Annotated in this window: 14 protein-coding genes; 10 read left to right on the top strand and 4 right to left on the bottom strand. The window is 69.7% G+C overall.

Annotation, left to right across the window (positions count from 1 at the left end):
• Window positions 1-66: 66 nt before the first annotated feature.
• Window positions 67-732 (top strand): SDR family oxidoreductase, encoded by a 666-nt coding sequence (locus BTO20_RS00160; RefSeq protein WP_087072378.1) that lies wholly within the window; start codon window positions 67-69, stop codon window positions 730-732.
• A gap of 8 nt (window positions 733-740) precedes the next feature.
• Here BTO20_RS00160 and leuS read toward each other — a convergent pair whose 3' ends face one another.
• Window positions 741-3,602 (bottom strand): leucine--tRNA ligase, encoded by a 2,862-nt coding sequence (gene leuS, locus BTO20_RS00155; protein WP_087072376.1) that lies wholly within the window; start codon window positions 3,600-3,602, stop codon window positions 741-743.
• Window positions 3,603-3,825: 223 nt separating this feature from the next.
• Here leuS and BTO20_RS00150 point away from each other — a divergent pair, with 223 nt between their 5' ends.
• Together BTO20_RS00150 and BTO20_RS00145 are read left to right on the top strand one after the other, a co-directional pair.
• Window positions 3,826-4,767 carry an LpqN/LpqT family lipoprotein gene (locus BTO20_RS00150; RefSeq protein ID WP_087072374.1) on the top strand — a complete coding sequence of 314 codons (942 nt, stop codon included), beginning with the start codon at window positions 3,826-3,828 and terminating at the stop codon, window positions 4,765-4,767.
• 59 nt (window positions 4,768-4,826) lie between these two features.
• Entirely contained in the window at window positions 4,827-5,183 is a 357-nt protein-coding gene (locus tag BTO20_RS00145; RefSeq protein WP_087072372.1) for a hypothetical protein, read from the top strand.
• A gap of 8 nt (window positions 5,184-5,191) precedes the next feature.
• Here the strand turns inward: BTO20_RS00145 and BTO20_RS00140 are convergent, their stop codons facing one another.
• Window positions 5,192-5,797, bottom strand: coding sequence for a YqgE/AlgH family protein (locus tag BTO20_RS00140; protein WP_087072369.1), 606 nt, complete (start codon window positions 5,795-5,797; stop codon window positions 5,192-5,194).
• Between the two features lie 139 nt (window positions 5,798-5,936).
• Between BTO20_RS00140 and BTO20_RS00135 the strand changes: the two genes are divergently transcribed.
• Both BTO20_RS00135 and BTO20_RS00130 read left to right on the top strand, forming a co-directional pair.
• The gene (locus BTO20_RS00135; RefSeq protein ID WP_198344198.1) at window positions 5,937-7,223 is read left to right on the top strand and encodes an MFS transporter; all 1,287 of its coding nucleotides are present in this window, start codon (window positions 5,937-5,939) and stop codon (window positions 7,221-7,223) included.
• A gap of 21 nt (window positions 7,224-7,244) precedes the next feature.
• Window positions 7,245-8,021, top strand: coding sequence for a TIGR03084 family metal-binding protein (locus BTO20_RS00130; protein ID WP_087072364.1), 777 nt, complete (start codon window positions 7,245-7,247; stop codon window positions 8,019-8,021).
• 72 nt (window positions 8,022-8,093) lie between these two features.
• Here the strand turns inward: BTO20_RS00130 and BTO20_RS00125 are convergent, their stop codons facing one another.
• Window positions 8,094-8,606 (bottom strand): pullulanase, encoded by a 513-nt coding sequence (locus tag BTO20_RS00125; protein ID WP_087072362.1) that lies wholly within the window; start codon window positions 8,604-8,606, stop codon window positions 8,094-8,096.
• Window positions 8,607-8,624: 18 nt separating this feature from the next.
• Window positions 8,625-10,064: a CCA tRNA nucleotidyltransferase gene (locus BTO20_RS00120; RefSeq protein ID WP_087072360.1), complete on the bottom strand. Its 1,440-nt coding sequence runs from the start codon at window positions 10,062-10,064 to the stop codon at window positions 8,625-8,627.
• An 84-nt stretch (window positions 10,065-10,148) separates the two neighbouring features.
• Here BTO20_RS00120 and BTO20_RS00115 point away from each other — a divergent pair, with 84 nt between their 5' ends.
• The 5 genes from BTO20_RS00115 (at window position 10,149) to BTO20_RS00095 (ending at window position 18,466) form a co-directional block, all read left to right on the top strand.
• The gene (locus BTO20_RS00115) at window positions 10,149-10,961 is read left to right on the top strand and encodes an NUDIX hydrolase (protein ID WP_087072358.1); all 813 of its coding nucleotides are present in this window, start codon (window positions 10,149-10,151) and stop codon (window positions 10,959-10,961) included.
• 14 nt (window positions 10,962-10,975) lie between these two features.
• Window positions 10,976-13,378: a hypothetical protein gene (locus tag BTO20_RS00110; protein ID WP_087081388.1), complete on the top strand. Its 2,403-nt coding sequence runs from the start codon at window positions 10,976-10,978 to the stop codon at window positions 13,376-13,378.
• Window positions 13,375-17,043, top strand: coding sequence for a murein biosynthesis integral membrane protein MurJ (gene murJ, locus BTO20_RS00105; RefSeq protein WP_087072355.1), 3,669 nt, complete (start codon window positions 13,375-13,377; stop codon window positions 17,041-17,043). Before BTO20_RS00110 ends, murJ begins: the two co-directional genes overlap by 4 nt.
• A 99-nt stretch (window positions 17,044-17,142) precedes the next feature.
• The gene (gene sigM, locus BTO20_RS00100) at window positions 17,143-17,787 is read left to right on the top strand and encodes an RNA polymerase sigma factor SigM (RefSeq protein WP_087072353.1); all 645 of its coding nucleotides are present in this window, start codon (window positions 17,143-17,145) and stop codon (window positions 17,785-17,787) included.
• A complete protein-coding gene (locus BTO20_RS00095; RefSeq protein ID WP_087072351.1) occupies window positions 17,738-18,466 on the top strand; it encodes a hypothetical protein in 729 nt (242 codons plus the stop codon). Before sigM ends, BTO20_RS00095 begins: the two co-directional genes overlap by 50 nt.
• Window position 18,467: the final 1 nt, after the last annotated feature.

Below are 18,467 nucleotides of genomic sequence, written 5' to 3'. Positions count from 1 at the left end.
CATGCGACGCGCGCGCGAAACTCGCAGGCTCGCAGCCGCCCGCGCCCTCTCAGTAGAGTTGCGACCGTGCCCACCGCGTTGATCACCGGGGCCGGCGGCGGCATCGGCTCAGCCATCGCCGCCGCTCTCGCACCCACCCACACGCTGCTGCTGGCCGGCCGCCCGTCGGCCCGGCTCGACGCGCTGGCCGAGCGCCTCGGCGCGCCAACCTGGCCGCTGGACCTCGCCGACCAGGATTCGATCGAGGCCAGCTCCGAAGTGCTCGCCGAGCTCGACGTGCTGGTGCACAACGCAGGCGTGCTCTATCCCGGCCGGGTCGGCGAGTCCTCGGCGGAGGAGTGGCGGGCCAGCTTCGAGATCAACGTCACCGGTGCCGTGGCGCTGACGCTCGCGCTGCTGCCTGCCCTGCGGGCGGCCCGCGGGCACGTGGTATTCATCAATTCCGGTGCAGGACAGAAGGTTTCGCCCGGCATGGCGTCGTACTCGGCGACCAAGTTCGCGCTGCGCGCTTTCGCCGATTCCCTGCGTGACGACGAGCCGGCACTGCGCGTGACGTCGATCTTCCCGGGGCGCACCGATACCGACATGCAGCGTGACCTGGTTGCGTACGAGGAGCGCGACTACGACCCGGGCCGGTTCCTGCGCCCGGAGACCGTCGCGGGCCTCGTCGCCACGGCCGTCACCACCCCGCCCGACGGGCACGTGCACGAGATCGTGGTGCGCCCCGGTTGATCTGAGCCTCAGACGACGAGGTTGACCAGCCGCCCGGGCACGACGATGACCTTCTTGGGCGTCTTCCCGTCGAGGAACGCCTGCACCTTCTCGTCGGCCAGAGCCGCCGCTTCCAGCGCGCCCTTGTCCGCATCCGCGGCCACCGTGACCTTGCCGCGCACCTTGCCGTTGACCTGGACGGGCATCTCGACAGTGTCGTCGACCAGGTAGGCCGGGTCGGCCACCGGGAACGGTCCGTGCGCCAGCGAGGTGTCGTGCCCCAGCCGCTTCCACAGCTCCTCGGCCAGGTGCGGTGCCAGCGGCGCCAGCATCAACACTAGTGGTTCGAGCGCATCGCGTGACGACACGCCTTCCTTGGTGAGGTGGTTGGTGTACTCGATCAGCTTGGCGACGGCGGTGTTGTTGCGCAGGGCCGCATAGTCTTCCGTCACCCCGGCGATGGTCCGATGCAGGATCCGCAACGTCGCGTCGTCGAGCGCCTCGTGCTCGGCGGCGCGTTCGGCGCCGGTGGTCTCGTCGATCACCGCGCGCCAGACCCGCTGCAGGAACCGGTGAGAGCCGACGACATCCTTGGTGGCCCACGGCCGCGACGCCTCCAGCGGACCCATCGACATCTCGTACACGCGCAGCGTGTCCGCGCCGTACTCGTCGCAGATCTCGTCGGGCGAGACCGAGTTCTTGAGGCTCTTGCCGATCTTGCCGAACTCCTGGTTGACCTCGTTGTCCTCGTAGTAGAACTTGCCGTCCCGCTCGACGACCTCGGCGGCGGGCACGTAGCTGCCCCGGGAGTCGGTGTAGGCGAACGCCTGGATGTAGCCCTGGTTGACCAGACGCCGGTACGGCTCGCGTGAGGTCACGTAGCCCAGGTCGTAGAGCACCTTGTGCCAGAACCGCGAGTACAGCAGGTGCAGCACCGCATGTTCGACACCGCCGACGTACAGATCCACCCCACCGGGATCGGCCGGGCCGTGCAGTTCGGGGCGCGGGCCCATCCAGTAGGCCTCGTTCACCTTGTCGCAGAACTCTTCCGAGTTGTGCGGGTCGGCGTAGCGCAGCTCGTACCAGGAGCTGCCGGCCCACTGCGGCATCACGTTGGTGTCGCGGGTGTAGCTCTGCAGGCCGTCGCCGAGATCCAGCTCGACATGCACCCACTCGGTCGCCTTGTTCAACGGCGGGGACGGTTCGCTGCTCGCGTCGTCGGGGTCGAACAACACCGGTGAATAGTCGGGCACATCCGGAAGTTCCACCGGCAGAGCGGATTCCGGCAGCGGATGGGCCTGGCCGTCGGCGTCGTAGACGATCGGGAACGGCTCGCCCCAGTACCGCTGCCGCGCGAACAGCCAGTCCCGCAGCTTGTATTCGATGCGGCGCTGCCCGCGGCCCGCGGCCTCGAGGTGCTCGACGATGGTGGCCTTGGCCGTCTCGATGTCCAGCCCGTCGAGGTAGGCGGAGTTCACCATGGTGCCCTCGCCGGTATAGGCCGACACCGAGATATCGCCTCCGGCAACAACTTCCACGATGGGCAGGCCGAACTCGGTGGCGAAGTCCCAGTCCCGCTGGTCACCGCCGGGCACCGCCATGATGGCCCCGGTGCCGTAGCCGATCAGCACGTAGTCGGCGATGAAGACCGGGATCTTGTGATCGTTGACCGGATTGGTGGCGTAGGCACCGAGGAACACGCCGGTCTTGGTCTTGTTCTCCTGGCGTTCCAGATCCGACTTCGCGGCGATCGCGGCCCGGTAGGACGACACCGCCTCGGCGGGCGTGGCGCCACCGTAGGTCCACCGGCTGTCGACGCCGTCCGGCCATGCCGCGGCGGTCAGCCTCTCGACCAGCGGATGTTCGGGCGCCAACACCAGATAGGTGGCGCCGAACAGCGTATCCGGGCGGGTGGTGAACACCTCGACGTCACCGGCGTCGGTCCCGAAATGCACCTGCGCGCCCGTGGAGCGGCCGATCCAGTTGCGCTGCATGGTCTTGACCTTGTCCGGCCAATCCAGCACATCGAGATCCTCGAGCAACCGGTCGGAGTAGGCGGTGATCCGCATCATCCACTGCCGCAACCGCTTACGGAACACCGGGAAGTTGCCGCGGTCGCTGCGGCCGTCGGAGGTGACCTCCTCGTTGGCCAACACTGTGCCCAGTCCCGGACACCAGTTCACCATCGAATCGGCGCGATACACCAGCCGATGCGAATCGATGACGGTGGCCTGCTCGGCACGGCTCAGCTGCGACCACTGCCGACCGTCGTCCAGAACCCGGGCACCCGAGGCGAACTCGGCCTCCAGCTCGGCGATGGGCCGAGCCTTGTTCTGCTCCGGATCGAACCAGGCGTTGTAGATCTGCAGGAAGATCCACTGGGTCCACTTGTAGAAGTCGACGTCGGTGGTGGCGAAGCTGCGACGGGCGTCATGGCCCAGGCCCAGCCGGCCCAGCTGACGCCGGAAGTTGACGATGTTGGCCTCGGTGCGGGTCCGGGGATGCGTGCCGGTCTGGACCGCATACTGCTCGGCCGGCAGACCGAACGCGTCGAAGCCCAACGCGTGCAGAACGTTACGACCCGTCATCCGGTAGTACCTGGCGTACACGTCAGTGGCGATGTAGCCCAGCGGATGACCGACGTGCAGACCCTCACCCGACGGATACGGGAACATGTCCTGCACGAACATCTTGTCGACGGGGACGGCCGAGCCGTCCGTCGGCGCCAGCGTGCCGACCGGGTTGGCGACATTAAAAGTACCCAGCACGTGCCACCGTTCCTGCCAGGCCTGCTCGATTTCCCCGGCCAGCTCCGCGGTGTAGCGGTGCCCCGGGGTGTCGCCCGCACGCGAAGTATCTGCGCCTGGCTGGGTGGTTGCGGGTTCGGTCACGACCAACAGGGTATAAGGCGACCGCTGCGGGACCGAAATGCCAGCTCACCAGCCATCCGTGCACCCCCGAAGGGCACGGCTTGGTATCGGTTCCGTCGCAGCCGTGTCAGGGGTTGATTCCAGGTCGGTTGAGTGTCTGGTGGCAAACCCATGCCGGTGGATACAGTCGGCGCCTACGCAGGGAAGGGCAGTATCTGCCCGCACCTTTTGGAAGGACCGAGGAATGATCGAGATCGCCCGCCGCTGGCGGGTTCTGGCAGCTGGACTGGCCGCGGGGATGGCCGGTGTCATCGGCGTGGCGGGACAGACTGCCTCTGCCGAGCCACTCCTCCCGCAACCTCCCGCACCAGGCCCGGCCACCGTGACCCAGACCGTGACCGTCGCCGCCGCACCGGCGGGGCTGGCCGGCCCCGTCGCCCCCGGAGCCGCAGCCCCGGGCGTCCCCGCACCCGCGCCGGGGGCTGCGCTTCCGGTCGCCGCTCCCGCAGCGGCGCCGCAACTGGCCACCCCGGCCATCGTCCCGGCGACCTCCGGCACCATCGCCGACTACTTCAAGAGCAAAGGGGTCAAGCTCGAACCCCAGGTCAGCCGCAACTTCACCGCGCTGAGCATCGTGCTGCCTATGCCGCAGGGCTGGTCCACGGTGCCCGATCCGAACGTCCCGGACGCCTTCGCGGTGATCGCCGACCGGTCCAGCACCGATCTGTACACGCCGAACGCCCAGGTCGTGGTCTACAAGCTCATCGGCAACTTCGACCCGGTCGAAGCGATCAGCCACGGCTATGTCGACAGCCTGCAGCAGATGGCCTGGCAGACCACCGACATGACGATGGGCGACTTCAACGGCTTCCCGTCGTCGTTCATCGAGGGCAGCTACCGGGCCGACAGCCAGACCCTCAATACGTCACGTCGGCACGTCATCGCGACCGTCGGTCCCGACCGCTACCTGGTGTCGCTGTCGGTCAACTCGGGAGCGGCCAGTCAGGGCGTGTCAGCAGCCGCCGATGCCACCGACGCGATCGTGGCCGGGTTCAAGGTGAGTGCACCCGGCGCACCCGCCCCGGCCCCCGTTGCGGCCCCGGCACCTGGTTTGCCCGCGCCCGCGGCAGCCCCCGCACCTGCGCCTGCGGCGGGTTTGCCGCAGCTCCTGGGCCTGCACGGCTAGGTTCCGCCCAGCCGAACCCGACCTGACAGGAGCCCCGTCCGCCTCGTATTGTGTGGCCCATGTTGATCGCCGCGCTGCTTTGCCTGAGCGTCGCCGTGATCGTCGGAATCCTCGGTCTGTGGTTGTTGACCAGGCCGCACTCCGGTGATCCGGTCCGCACCGTGCTGCGAGCGGTGGCCCCCACCCAACTTGCCGCGGCGGTGATGCTCGCCGCAGGCGGCGTCGCGGCCCTGTCGGCGGAGCCGCGGACCGGCGTCGTGGTGGTGACGGTGTGTGTCATCGGCGCGGTTGCCACGGTGGCTGCCGGCTGCTGGCAGAGCGCCAAGGTGGTCGCCCGTGCCGAGGCCGCTTCGACCGTCGGCAGCGGCGGTGGATGCACCGGATCGTGCGCCAGCTGCACCTTGTCGTGTAGCTGAACCCCCGGTCAGTTGCGGCTGGTGTCGATCGGATGAGTCGCCAGCAGCGAGGTCGGCAGCGGCTGACGCCGCAACACCCGGCCCCACAGGTCGATCCGCGGTTCGATCAGCACATCGGACGGCAACGCCGACAACACGATCCAGTCGTCGCGCTCGATCTCGCCGTCGAGCTGCCCGATGGTCCACCCCGAATAGCCCGCGAAGATCCTGACGCCTTCGAGTATCGGAGCGAGGGTGTCAGGGTCGGCGTCGAGATCGACCATCACGATGCGGCCCTGCACGTGCCGCAATCCCGGCACCCCGTCGGCGTGCATGCCCACGCGCAGCAGCGCCAGGCACAGCGCCGAATCGCGTTTCACCGGACCGCCGATGAACATGGTCTTGGGCTTGGCGGCGAGCTTCGCCCACTGCGGCAGCACGTTGTACACCGCGGTTTCGCTGGGCCGGTTCAGCACCACACCCAACGTGCCACCGGCGTTGTGTTCGACGATGTAGATGACGCTGCGACGGAATGTCGGCTCCAGCAGATCGGTGTTGGCCAGCAGGAGCGTCCCCGGTCGTACCCGGTGCGCCGCAGGCGCGATGAAGTCCTCCGGATCCTCTGACGGCGCCACCTGTCCATCATGTCACCAGCACCGCCGAGACGTGGCGAACAACCACGCGCGGTGCGCAATTTGTAGGCCCAGAAAGTTTGTACTGTGGAACAGGTCGCCGATCGTGGGCTGAACAGCCCCCGAACAGAATGTGATTGCCGTGGTTGACGCTGCCGCCCCCATTGCTCTGTGGCGGTCGCTGCGCGGCATGACGGAGTTCCGTCGACTGCTGGAGCTGCGGGCGGTCAGCCAGTTCGGTGACGGGTTGTTCCAAGCCGGGCTGGCCGGCGCGATCATCTTCAATCCGGAACGGGCCGCGGGACCGTGGGCCATCGCAGGCTCGTTCGCAGTGCTGTACCTGCCCTACTCGTTGCTCGGACCGTTCGCCGGCGCTCTGCTGGACCGCTGGGACCGCCGGCTCGTGATGATCGGGGCCAATCTGGGCAGGCTGCTGTTGGTGATCCTCACCGGCGTGTTGCTGGCCTTCGGCGCGGGCGACGTCGCGGTCCTGTTCGCCGCGTTGATCGTCAACGGGTTCACCCGGTTCGTGTCGTCCGGTCTGTCGGCGTCGCTGCCCGACGTGGTGCCCGATACCAGGGTCGTCACCATGAACTCGGTCGCCACCGCGATCGGGTCGGCCGCGGCGTTCTTCGGGGCGAACTTCATGCTGGTGCCGCGGTGGCTGTTCGGTGCCAGCGACGCGGGCGCGTCCGTAGTGATCTTCAGCGTGCTGGCCCCGGTCGCGCTGGCGCTGTGGCTGTCGGTGCGGTTCGGCCCGCACGTGCTGGGCCCGCACGAGAGCAAACGCACCATCCACGGCTCGGCGGTCTACGCGGTGTCCACCGGGTGGGTACACGGCGCCCGCACGGTGGCGTCGGTGCCGACCGTCGCGGGCACGCTGGCCGGACTGGCCGCCCACCGGATGGCGCTCGGTATCAACACCCTGCTGGTGCTGGTCATCGTGCGGCACACCGACACCCCCGCCCAGGTCGCCGGGCTCGGCCTGGGTACAGCCGTGGTGTTTCTCGCCGCCACGGGCTGCGGCGCGTTTCTGGCCACGGTCGCCGCGCCTGCGGTGATCGCACGCTTCGGCCGGTACGCGACCGCCAACGGATCGCTGGCATTCGCCGCGGCGGTCCAGCTGGCAGCGATCGGACTACACCTGCCGGTCATGCTCACGTGCGGATTCCTGCTCGGCGCCGCGGGGCAGTTGGTGAAGCTGTGCGCGGACTCCGCGATGCAGCTCGACGTCGACGATGCGCTGCGCGGCCACGTCTTCACCGTGCAGGATGCCCTGTTCTGGATCTCGTTCATCACGGCCACCTCGGTGACGGCTGCGGTGATCCCGGCCGACGGGCAGTCACCGGGCCTGGTGGTGGCCGGCACGGTGATCTACCTGGTGGGCCTGGGCCTCCACGCGGCGATGGCCTCGCCGCGACGCTCCTGAGCCCGGTCTACGCTGACCCGCATGTCGACTGCTGAGCAGATCGTGGCCGATCTTCGTGCCGAGAGCGACGAACTCGACGGGCTCGTCGCCGACCTGCCCGCCGAACAGTGGGCCGCCGAAACGCCGGCGGCGGGCTGGACCATCGCCCATCAAATCGCCCACCTGCTGTGGACCGACCGGGTCGCGTTGATCTCGGTCACCGATGAGGCCGGGTTCAACGACGTCGTGGCCGAGGCCATGACGAATCCCACCGGATTCGTCGACGCGGGCGCCGAGGAGATCGCGGCCACCCCGCCCGCCGGGCTGCTCGCCGACTGGCGTCAGACCCGGCGGCGATTGCACGACGCGCTGCTGACGGTCCCCGACGGCCGCAAGCTGCCCTGGTTCGGCCCGCCGATGAGCGCGGCGTCGATGGCCACTGCCCGGACGATGGAGACCTGGGCGCACGGACTCGATGTCGCCGACACGCTCGGGGTGCGCAGGCCCGCCACCGCACGTCTGCGCTCGATCGCCCACATCGGGGTTCGGACGCGCGATTTCGCGTTCGCCCTGCACGGATTGCCGGTGCCGGCCGAGCCGTTCCGGGTCGAGTTGCAGGGACCCGACGGTGATGTGTGGACCTGGGGTCCCGAGGACGCCACGCAGCGCGTGACGGGTTCGGCCGAGGATTTCTGCCTGCTGGTCACGCAGCGTCGCGCGCCCGCCGAGCTCGACGTGACGGCCGTGGGCGCCGACGCCGAGAAATGGCTGACCATCGCCCAGGCCTTCGCCGGCCCGCCGGGAACCGGCCGAGGCTGAGCAGCGCTTCAGACTCGTCGACTCTGCGGCCATGGCGGCGACCACCGGCAACGGGACGCCCTCAACGCAGAGTCACTGACCGCGAGCCACCGTGCCTGCCGAGTCGGCGAGCCCGTCACCGTCGCTGTCGGTCAGCGTGAGATCCCACCGCCCGTCACCGTCGGTGTCGACATAGGCGCGGTCACCGGTGACGACCCGGTCGGCCAGACCGTTGCCGTCGACGTCGAGCAGCTGATCGTCGGCGGAGCCGTCGCCGGCGAAGTCCACGAGCGGCGGCCCGGCGGGATGTTCCACACCGTCCAACCCGAACCAGCGCACCTGCCCGCCGCGGTCCACCCGCAACGCCCAGGTGCCCGAGCCGTCATCGGTGAAATAGGTCTCGGCGCGGCCGTCGTCGTCGCTGTCGAGCACCAGATGCTCGGCGCTACCGTCCCCGTCCAGGTCGGCCATCACATCGTCCAGCCGGCCGTCACCGTCGAAATCCAGGCCGACCCCGTCGGGTGTGCCGTCCCCGTCGATGTCGACCGCAGGATCGGCAGTCCAGATCGTGGCCGAGCCGTCGGGATCGCCAATGCAGTAGTCCATGACTGATCAGACGCACGGCTAGGTCCTCGCGTTCCACCATTCCTGCAGAGCGGCGACAGCCTCGTCATGCTCGAGCGGACCGCGCTCCAACCGCAGCTCCTTGAGGTACCGCCACGCCTCTCCGACCTGCGGCCCGGCCGGGATGCCCAGGATCGTCATGATCTCGTTGCCGTCGAGGTCGGGCCGGACCCGCTGCAGATCCTCCTTGGCGGCGAGTTCGGCGATCCGGGCCTCCAGATCGTCGTAACTGCTCCGCAGGCGCGCGGCCCGGCGCTTGTTGCGGGTGGTGCAGTCGGCCCGCACCAGCTTGTGCAACCGCCCGAGCAGCGGACCGGCGTCGGTGACATAGCGCCGGACCGCCGAATCGGTCCACTTGCCCTCGCCGTATCCGTGGAACCGCAGGTGCAGGTAGACCAGCTGGGAGACGTCGTCGACCATCTGTTTGGAGTATTTGAGCGCCCGCATGCGCTTGCGGACCATCTTCGCGCCCACCACCTCGTGGTGGTGAAAGCTCACGCCGCCGTCGGCTTCATGCTTGCGCGTCGCGGGCTTGCCGATGTCGTGCAGCAACGCCGCCCAGCGCAACACCAGGTCTGGGCCCTCGTCTTCAAGATCGATGGCCTGGCGCAGCACCGTCAGCGAATGCCAGTACACGTCCTTGTGCTGATGGTGCTCGTCGATGGCCATCCGCATCTCGCCGACCTCCGGCAGCACCACCGCGCCGAGCCCGGTCTGCACCATCAAATCGACACCCGCGACGGGATCGGTGCCCAGCAGCAGCTTGTCGAGCTCGGCCGCGATCCGCTCGGCCGTGATGCGACCCAGCTGCGGCGCCATCTCCAGCAGCGCCTCCAGCACCCGCGGCGCGACCGTGAACCCGAGTTGGGACACGAAGCGGGCGGCCCGCAGCATCCGCAGCGGATCGTCCCCGAAGGACACCTGCGGCGCCGACGGGGTGTCGAGCGTCTTGGCCCGCAACGCCGCCAAACCGCCAAGCGGATCACAGAATTCCCCTGGACCGTTCGCGGTGATGCGCACCGCCATGGCATTGACGGTGAAGTCGCGGCGCACGAGATCGTCGTCGAGGGTGTCGCCGAACTCGACCGTCGGGTTACGGGTCACCTGGTCGTAGCTGTCGGCGCGGAATGTGGTGATCTCGACCCGCTGATCGCCCTTGGCGGCGCCGATCGTGCCGAATTGGATTCCGGTGTCCCACAATCCGTCGGCCCAACCGCGCAGCATCTTCTGCACGGCTTCGGGCCGCGCGTCGGTGGTGAAGTCCAGATCGGTGCCGAGGCGGCCCAGCAACGCGTCACGCACGCTGCCGCCCACCAGGTAGAGCTCGTGGCCACCGGCAGCGAACACCTGCCCCAGCCCGCGCAGCAGTTCGCCGTGCCGGTTCAGCGCTACCAGCGCGCGGGCCAGCAGTTCGGCGTCATCGGGTGCAGCATCGGACACGTTCGGAGAGCCTAGTGTGCTCAGTGGGCCCGCTACCGGCGAGTGTGGCAGGACCGCCACCCCGTGGCAGCTACTATCGCTTGGGTGTCGGACGGCGAACAGGCCAAACCACGACGGCGCCGCAGTCGCCGCCGCGGCCAACGCCGTGCGCAGCGGGCCGCCGGCCCGCCCGACACGGGTAACGACCATCACACCGCCCAGCCCAGCGAACATCCCGCCGAGTCCGCGGACAGCGGTGACAAGCATCCCACCCCGCGGGACCAGTCCAAGCAACGCAAGCCGCGGCCGCGGCGCCCACCCGAGCGGTTGCGCACCGTGCACGAGACCTCGGCCGGGGGGCTGGTGATCGACGGTATCGACGGACCGAAGGACACTCAGGTGGCGGCGTTGATAGGCCGGATCGACCGACGGGGCCGGATGCTGTGGTCGCTGCCCAAGGGTCACATCGAGCTGGGTGAGACAGCCGAACAGACCGCCATCCGAGAAGTCGCGGAGGAGACCGGTATTCAGGGCACAGTGCTGGCCGCCCTGGGCAGCATCGACTACTGGTTTGTCACCGAGGGTCGCCGCGTGCACAAGACCGTGCACCACTACTTGATGCGGTTTCAGGACGGCGAACTCTCCGACGATGACGTCGAAGTGACCGAGGTGGCCTGGGTGCCGCTGGGCGAGTTGCCGTCGCGGTTGGCCTACGCCGACGAACGCAAACTGGCCGAGGTAGCCGGCGAACTCATCGACAAGCTGCACACCGACGGGCCGGGCGCCCTTCCGCCACTGCCCCGCAGTGCGCCGCGGCGCCGGGCCCAGACCCATTCGCACACCCGTAATCACCGCCGTGACGACTCCGGTCAGCCTCAGCCTCCCCGGCGCACGAACGGATGCGGACAAGGGCCGTGACCGCGGGCTCGGCGATGCCGCGTTGGCTCTCGACGGCGGCGCGCATCCTGACGGTCCTCAGTGTGCTGTTGCTGGTGACGGTCCCGGGTGCGCTGCCGCGCGCCGCGGCCGGCGAGCCCGGGCAGATGCCGTTTCTGCAGCTGCGCATCGATCATGTGTCCCCGGACCTCGTGACCACCACCAGTGAGCCCGTGGTCACGGTGTCCGGTGTGGTGACCAATGTGGGAGACCGTCCGGTCCGTGATGTGGTGATCCGGTTGGAGCATGCCCGCGCCGTGGGCTCGTCCACCGAGTTGCGCACAGACCTCAGCGGAAGCCTCGACAAGTTCTCCCCCGTCGCCGATTTCATCAACGTATCCACGGAAATGGCTCGCGGCCAGACGGTTCCGTTCACCCTGTCGTATCCGCTGCGGTCTGCCGACCGGCCGTCCCTGCAGATCGAGCAGCCCGGCGTGTATCCCGTGCTCGTCAACGTCAACGGCACCCCGGACTACGGGGAGCCGGCCCGCCTCGACGACGCCCGCTTCCTGCTGCCGGTGATCGGGGTGCCCTCGGAGCAACCGGCCGAGCCGGGCGGCGACGGCGCAACGTCCTCCGCCGAGGCCCTGAACGCGGTGGTGGCACCCGACACCTCGCGGCCCGTCGGGCTGACCATGTTGTGGCCGTTGGCCGATCGTCCGCGGCTGGCTGCGGGAGCGCCCGGCGGCACCACCCCGGTACGGCTCATCGACGACGATCTGGCCACGTCCCTGGCGCCGGGCGGGCGGCTCGACACGCTGCTGTCCGCGGTGGATTTCGCCACCGGCCCGTCGGTCGACCCGGCCGGTCAGGTCCGTGCCGCGCTGTGCCTGGCCGTCGACCCCGATCTGCTGGTCACCGTGAACGCGATGACCGCGGGTTATGTCGTCGACGATGCCCCGGACGCCGGCCCCGGCACCCGGACCCGGCCCGGCACCGGCCGCGACGCCGCAGTGGCCTGGCTGAACCGGTTGCGTGGGCTGGCCCAGCACATGTGTGTGGCGCCGACGACCTACGCGCACGCCGACCTCGACGCGCTCAACCGCGTCAACGACGCGGGCCTGAGTGCCATCGCCACCAACGGCGCGGGCGACATCGTCGACCAGATCCTGGGCGTCGCCTCGACGCGGGGCGCCAGCATCGTCGGCGACGGACCGCTCACCGGCCCCGCGGTCGACCTGCTCAGCGCCCAGGGACAGACCGTCGCGATCGCGGCCGCCCACACCACCGCGCAGGACTCCGCGACCGGCGCCCCGGAGACCGCGAACGTCACCCCGGTGCGCTACAGCTCCGATCTGGTGTCCGCGGCGTTCGATCCCGCGGTCGGCGCAGCGCTGGCCGGCGCAGGCAGCGACCCGGTCGCGCCCTCTTATCTCGATCCGACGATGGACATCCCGGTCCGGCACGACTCGGCGACGGCGCGGCGCCAGGACGCGGTGGGTGCCCTGCTGTGGCGGGGGCTGTCGCATGACACCGAACCCCGCACCCAGATCCTGATGCCGCCGCTGGTGTGGACGCTGCATCCCGACGATGCCCAGGCGATCCTGACGTCGGTGGCCACGACCATCCACGCCGGGCTGGCGATCCCCCGGCCGCTGACCGCGGTGATCGCCGACGCCAACGCCGTGCCCGCCGAACCGGTGCAGCCGCGGCCCGCCGACACGCTGGGCAATCCGCGCAGCCGCATCGATGACTCGATCACCGGCGGGATCGCCGGGGTGACCGCCCGGTTGTGGGGCCTGACGGCGGCATTGACCACCGACGAGCGCACGGGACTGACCGGTGCGCAGTACACCGCGCCCCTGCGGGAGGACATGCTGCGCGCGCTGAGCCAGTCGGTGCCGCCCGACACGCGCGACGGGTTGGCCCGCCAGCGACTCGACATCGTCACGCACAGCGTCGACGACATGTTCAAGGCCGTCACCGTGGTGAACCCCGGCGACTCGTACACGCTCGCGACCGAACGCAGCCCGCTGCCGCTGGCGCTGCGCAACGATCTTCCCGTGCCGATCCGGGTCCGTCTGCAGATCAACGCCCCGCCCGGGATGACGGTCACCGATATGGGCGTGATCGAACTTCCGCCCGGTTACCTGCCGCTGCGGGTACCGATCGAGGTCCACTTCACCCAGCGGGTCGCGGTGGATGTCGCGCTGCAGACCGTGGACGGTCTGCCGCTGGGTGACCCCGTGCGTCTTTCGGTGCACTCCAACGCCTACGGCAAGGTGCTGTTCTTCATCACGCTGTCGGCCGGAGCCGTGTTGGTCCTGCTCGCCGGGCGCCGGTTGTGGCACCGGTTCCGCGGGCAACCCGACCGGGCCGATCTGGACCGTCCCGACCCGATCGAGGTGGCACAGGCGTTCAATCCGGACGAGCCCCCGACCCGGGAGCCGCACCGATGACCGCACCGCGGCCGGAACCCGGCCCGCCGGCGCAGCCCACCCGAAGCCGTCCGGAACTTTCCGACGCCGCGGTGGTGTCGCGGTCCTGGGGCATGGCGTTCGCCACCCTGATCTCCCGGATCACCGGCTTCTTCCGCATCGTGTTGCTGGCCGCGATTCTCGGTGCGGCGTTGTCGAGCTCCTTCTCGGTGGCCAACCAGCTGCCGAACATGGTGGCCGCGCTGGTGCTGGAGGCCACCTTCACGGCGATCTTCGTGCCGGTGCTGGCCCGCGCCGAACGCGACGATCCCGACGGGGGTACCGCGTTCGTGCGGCGGCTGGTGACGCTGGCGACCACGCTGCTGCTGGTGACGACGGTGCTGTCGGTGGCGTGCGCGCCGCTGCTGGTCCGGGTCATGCTGGGCAGCGATCCGCAGGTCAACGATCCGCTGACGACGGCGTTCGCCTATCTGCTGCTGCCGCAGGTGCTGTTCTACGGGCTGTCCTCGGTGTTCATGGCGATCCTCAACACCCGCAACATCTTCGGCGCGCCGGCCTGGGCGCCGGTCCTCAACAACGTCGTGGCCATCCTGACGCTGGGCCTGTACGTGCTGGTGCCGGGCGAGCTCTCGGTGGACCCCGTGCAGATGGGCAACGCCAAACTGCTCGTGCTCGGGATCGGCACAACCCTTGGCGTGGTGGCCCAGACGGCGGTGTTGTTGGTGGCGATCCGTCGCGAGCGCATCAGCCTGCGTCCGCTGTGGGGCATCGACGACCGGCTCAAGAAGTTCGGCACCATGGCCGCGGCGATGGTGCTCTACGTGCTGATCAGCCAGATCGGGCTGATCGTCGGCAACCAGATCGCCAGCACCGCGGCGGCGTCCGGGCCCGCCATCTACAACTACACGTGGCTCGTGCTGATGCTGCCGTTCGGCATGATCGGGGTGACGGTGCTGACGGTGGTCATGCCGCGGCTGAGTCGCAATGCCGCCGCCAACAATGTGCCGGCCATCCTCGAAGATTTCTCGCTGGCCACGCGGCTGACCATGATCACGCTGATCCCGATCGTCGCGATGATGACCGTCGGCGGCCCCGCGATCGGCAGTGCGTTGTTCGCCTATGGCAACTTCGGCGAAACCGACGCCGGTTACCTGGGCATGGCGATCACGCTGTCGGCGTTCACCCTCATCCCGTACTCGATGGTGCTGCTACAGCTGCGGGTGTTCTACGCGCGTGAACAGCCGTGGACCCCCATCATCCTGATCGTCGTGATCACGGCGGTGAAGATCGCGGGCTCGCTGGTGGCCCCGCATCTCACCGACAACCCCGACATGGTGGCCGGATACCTCGGTCTCGCCAACGGCCTCGGATTCCTGGCAGGCGCGATCATCGGACACGTCCTGCTGCGGTCCAGTCTGCGGCCGCCGCGCGGCCATCTGGTCAGCCGGCCGGTCGTGCGGACCATCCTGGTGACCATCACGGCGTCACTGGGTGCGGGTCTGGTCGCGCACGTCGCCGACCGGCTACTCGGATTGGCGTCGCTGACAGCGCATCTCGGCGCGGGCGGATCACTGCTGCGGCTGCTGGCGCTGGGCCTGATCATGGTCCCGATCATCGTGTGGGTACTGATCGCTGCCCGCGTGCCCGAGGCCCAGGCCGCACTCGCGATCGTGCGTCGTCGGCTCGGCCGCCCGGTGCCGGGACGCGGCGCGGAGGTAGCCGCGACTCCGGCCGCACTGCCCGTCCAGCCACGCCGCCGGGGTGCGGTCCCGTACCCTGATCAGAGGAATTCTTCTCCACATCGGTGGCCACCAACCCCGGCGGCCACCTTCGGTGGGGCTCCGGCATCGGTTGCCGGAGCGGGGATGCGGAAAGGACCACCGGTGACCGACGAATCCGCGGGCGGCCCGGCACCCGGCCCTGAGAGCACGGCGACGACGAAGCTGCCGCGGCCGACTCCGGATGACTTCCAGCCTGATGTGCCCGACACCTCTGAGGCGTCCGAGGAAGCCCAGACGCGCGAACACGACACGTCGTCGGGCGGCCCGACCAACGGTGTCACCGCCGTCATCGACACGTCATCCAGCGGCCCGACCAACGGCACCACCACCCGGATCCCGGCCGACTACGGCGGTGACCCGACGCGTGAACCGATGTCGTTCGCGCCACCGCGCGAACAGGTCGAAGCCGCCACCGCCGACGCTGACGTGCAGCTGATCCCGGGCGCAACCATCGCCGACGGCCGCTACCGGCTGCTGGTGTTCCACGGCGGACCGCCCAACCTGCAGTTCTGGCAGGCGCTGGACACCGCGCTCGACCGCCAGGTGGCGCTGACGTTCGTCGACCCCGACACCGTCATGCCGCGCGAGCAGGTGCAGGAGATCCTGTCGCGCACTCTCAAGCTCAGCCGCCTGGATGTGCCGGGTATCGCCCGGGTGCTCGACGTCGCCCACAGCGGGTCCGGTGGCCTGGTGGTGTCGGAGTGGATCCGCGGCGGCTCGCTGGCCGAGGTCGCCGCCACCTCGCCGTCACCGATCGGCGGGGCCCGGGCCATCCAGTCGCTGGCCGCTGCCGCCGAGGCCGCACACCGGGCCGGGGTGGCGTTGTCCATCGACCATCCCAGCCGGGTGCGTGTGAGCATCGAAGGCGACGTGGCGTTGGCCTTCCCGGCCACCCTGCCCGAGGCGACTCCCGACGAGGACATCCGCGGTATCGGCGCGGCGTTGTACGCCCTGCTGATCGACCGGTGGCCGCTGCCCGAGTCCGGTATGCGCAGTGGACTCGAGCCGGCCGCGCGGGACGCGACGGGCCAGCCCGTCGAACCTCGCGCCGTCGATCGCGACATTCCGTTCCAGATTTCGGCGGCAGCCGCCCGCGCCGTGCAGGAGGGTGGCGGCATCCGCAGTGCCCCCACGCTGCTCAATCTGCTGCAGCAGGCCACCGCCATCGCCGACCGCACGGAGCTGATGGAAGCCCCGCCGGAACCACCGGCACCCGAGCCGGCCCGGCCGTACGCCGCCACTGGCGACGCCGAGACGGCAGCCGCTCGCCGGCGCAAGGGTCTGATGATCGGCCTGGCCGCAGGCGGCGCCGTGATCGTCGTCGCGCTCATCGTGCTGGCGTCAGTCCTCAACCACATCTTCGGCGACGTCGGCGGTGGCCTGAACAAGGACGAGCTAGGCCTCAACGCGCCCTCGTCGTCGACCACCGCGACGACCGGCTCCGCGCCGTCGGGCAGTGTCGTCAAACCCAGCAAGGCGACGGTCTTCTCGCCCGAGGGTGAGGCGGACAACCCGAGTCAGGCCGGGCAGGCCATCGACGGTAATGCGGGCACGGCATGGTCCACCGACGCCTACACCGACTCCGCGCCGTTCCCGAACTTCAAGAACGGTGTCGGTCTGCTGCTGCAGCTGCCGCAGCCCACGGTGGTCGGCTCGGTGACCGTGAACCTCGACAGCACCGGGACGGCCGTGCAGATCCGGTCGGCACAGAGCTCGTCGCCGTCGTCACTGAACGACACCACCGAGCTGAGTCCGCCGACCCCACTCAAGCCCGGGTCCAACACCATCACGGTGAACAAGTCTGCAGCGACGTCCAACGTCCTGGTGTGGATCACCACGCTGGGCACCGTGGACGGCAAGAACCGCACCGACATCTCCGAGATCACTGTGCGCGCGGCGTCCTGATCGGTCATCCACAGCCCGGCCGCGGCGCTGACCATGCGTGATGCGCACTGCGGCAAAGAAGTGTCGGGAGGCGCCCGCGGCAGCCTTTAGTGTTCGGCTGTGGGAAGGTTCGGGGGGACCGGGGATCCGGCAGCACCAGCGTCGACGCGCGCCGGTACGCGTACGGATGCCGAGTTGCTCGCCGCTCACGTCTCCGGGGATCGCTACGCGTTCGAGGAATTGGTCCATCGCTATCACCGGCAGCTGCGCCGGCTGGCGTATCTGACCAGCCGCCACGACGACGACGCCGATGACGCCGTGCAGGATGCCCTGCTGTCGGCGCATCGGACCGCGGCGTCGTTCCGGTACGACTCGGCGGTGAGCAGCTGGCTGTACCGCATCGTGGTCAACGCCTGCCTGGACCGCCTGCGCCGCGCCAAGGCCCAGCCGGCCGCAGCCCCCTACGATGCCGACCTCGGGCATCTGCGCGACCCCGCCGGCGACCCGGCACACCGCGTGGACACCGCGATCGTGGTGGAACGCGCACTGCTGATGCTTCCCGTCGAACAGCGGGCCGCGATCGTCGCGGTGGACATGCAGGGCTACTCGGTGGCCGAGACGGCCCAATTGCTCGGGGTCGCCGAGGGCACCGTGAAGAGCCGGTGTGCGCGCGGCCGGGCCAAACTCGCCCGCTCGCTGCGATACTTTGATCCCGATGAACGGCAGCACGCACCCAGCGCCGTCAGACGAGCCGATCACGCCTGACCGGCTCGCCGAACTCCAGGCCGGGCTGCTCGACGATGCCACCGCCGCGCGCCTGCGCCACCGCGTGCGCACCGAACCCGAGGCGGCGGCCGCGCTGGCCGCGCTGGACCGGGTGCGACGCGACGTGGCAGATCTGGCCGACGACGGGCAAACCGCGCCCCCGGTGCCCCACGACGTGGCCGCTCGCCTCACCTCTGCGCTGCGGGCCGCTCCCCCGCCCGAACATGGCCTGCAGCCGGGTGCCCGACGCGTACGCCGGGCCGCTGCCGTCGCGGGTGCGTGCGCGGCGCTGCTGGCTGTCGGGCTCGGCAGCGCCATGCTGATGCGTCCCGACCCGCCCTCCGCGGCGAGCACGGCCCGGTTCGAACGCATCACGGTGTCCCCGCCGCAGCCCACGGTCGACCTGCCCGAGCCGCAGCTGCTCGGCCTGCTGGCGGCCCGCCCCGATCTCGGGCCGCTGACCGATCCCGAGCGCCGCGCCCAGTGCCTGGCGGCTCTGGGCTACCCGCCGGGGATCAAGGTGCTGGGTGGCCGGCCCCAGGATGTCGGGGGCAGGCGCGGGGTGCTGATCCTGGTGCCCTCCGACGTGCCTGGCACGGTCGTGGGCCTGGTGGTGGCCCCGGACTGCGACGCCGCCCACGCCGGGTTGCTCGCGGACACCGTGGTCAAACGCCCGTAGT

Source organism: Mycobacterium dioxanotrophicus (genome assembly GCF_002157835.1).
Taxonomy (GTDB): domain Bacteria; phylum Actinomycetota; class Actinomycetes; order Mycobacteriales; family Mycobacteriaceae; genus Mycobacterium; species Mycobacterium dioxanotrophicus.
The sequence above is the reverse complement of the archived record's forward strand: the minus strand, read 5'-3'. Positions and strand labels throughout refer to the sequence as shown.

What these genes read in the sequence shown, in the direction of transcription:
- BTO20_RS00145 (WP_087072372.1), top strand. Translation starts at nt 4,827, where the DNA reads ATGTTGATCGCCGCGCTGCTTTGCCTGAGCGTCGCCGTGATCGTCGGA.
- BTO20_RS00095 (WP_087072351.1), top strand. Translation starts at nt 17,738, where the DNA reads ATGAACGGCAGCACGCACCCAGCGCCGTCAGACGAGCCGATCACGCCT.
- BTO20_RS00110 (WP_087081388.1), top strand. Translation starts at nt 10,976, where the DNA reads ATGCCGCGTTGGCTCTCGACGGCGGCGCGCATCCTGACGGTCCTCAGT.
- murJ (WP_087072355.1), top strand. Translation starts at nt 13,375, where the DNA reads ATGACCGCACCGCGGCCGGAACCCGGCCCGCCGGCGCAGCCCACCCGA.
- BTO20_RS00125 (WP_087072362.1), bottom strand. Translation starts at nt 8,606, where the DNA reads ATGGACTACTGCATTGGCGATCCCGACGGCTCGGCCACGATCTGGACT.
- BTO20_RS00130 (WP_087072364.1), top strand. Translation starts at nt 7,245, where the DNA reads ATGTCGACTGCTGAGCAGATCGTGGCCGATCTTCGTGCCGAGAGCGAC.
- BTO20_RS00150 (WP_087072374.1), top strand. Translation starts at nt 3,826, where the DNA reads ATGATCGAGATCGCCCGCCGCTGGCGGGTTCTGGCAGCTGGACTGGCC.